At 59.6% G+C, this 1,059-nt stretch carries 1 protein-coding gene; it reads right to left on the bottom strand.

Annotated elements, in window-relative coordinates; genetic code table 11:
* Positions 1-874 (bottom strand): IS21 family transposase (gene istA / locus BMY52_RS15035; protein WP_143050517.1); only part of this gene is annotated, 874 nt, incomplete at its 3' end.
* Between the last annotated feature and the right edge of the window lie 185 nt (positions 875-1,059).

The following is a 1,059-nucleotide window of genomic DNA, read 5'->3' as shown; positions in this document are numbered from 1 at the left end:
GCAGTTCACGGATGCTGGATTTGAGTTGCCCAAGAGAGAAGTGCTGACGGTGGCGCAGTGCCGCCAGTATCCACCGCTCAACGATCAGCACGCCACCCTCCACCTTGGCCTTGTCCCGGGGTTTTCGGGATCGTGCGGGGACAACGGCCACACCGTAATGGGCGGCCATGTCCTGATAGGTCGGGTTGAGATCCGGATCGTAACGATGCGCCTTGGTGACGCCCGATTTCAGGTTGTCCGGCACCACCAACTCTGGCACACCTCCGAAGAACTCGAAGGCCCGGATGTGGGATCCAATCCAGTCGGGCAGTGTCTGGCTCCAGGTCGGCTCTGCATAGCTGTAATTGGACGCCCCAAGTACTGCCACGAAGATCTGAGCCTCGCGGATCTCCCCAGTATTGCGATCAATGACTGGCACAGTCTGGCCGGCATAGTCCACAAACAGCTTCTCTCCAGCCCGGTGGTCCTGACGCATCACCATGTCCAGCTTGCCCTGCCAGGCCCGATAGTTCTCGCAAAACCAGCTGTACTGATACCCCTCTGGGTGGGCTTCCCGGTACTCCTGCCAGATCAGGAAAAGGGTGACGTGCTTGCCCCTCAACTCCTCTTTGACCCGATGCCAGTCCGGTACGACCCGGGCATGGGCTGGCAGGTCTGGAGGGGGCGGAAATAACAACTGCTCCAGGCGACTTTCGCCCAGGTCCTCTGGCAATGGCCAACTCAAACCCGCCTCGGCAAAACGCCGAAGATACTCCCTCACGGTGGGACGACTGATACCGCAGGCCAATGCAACTTGGCGGTTGCTCAGCCCTCGCTCCCATTTGAGGCGTAGGACTTCTTTGATCTTCCGCATGGATAACCTCTTCGCTGGCATCTGACCTTCCCCGGATGGAAAGGACCAGCCTACCGGTAAGTTATCCCGCGTCTGGACACTTCGATGAGTCGACTCAGCGCCTCTGCCTGGGTGGCAGCCTTGCCGTGGAATCAGTGGCAGCTTTCCCCTGGAATGGGTGGCAGGCTTGCCGTGGAATCAGTGGCAACCTTGCTCCGGAATACGCA

Source organism: Ectothiorhodospira marina (genome assembly GCF_900109495.1).
In the GTDB taxonomy this organism is placed as follows: Bacteria; Pseudomonadota; Gammaproteobacteria; order Ectothiorhodospirales; family Ectothiorhodospiraceae; genus Ectothiorhodospira; species Ectothiorhodospira marina.
Note: the sequence above shows the minus strand (reverse complement) of the source record. Positions and strands in the feature narration are given on the sequence as shown.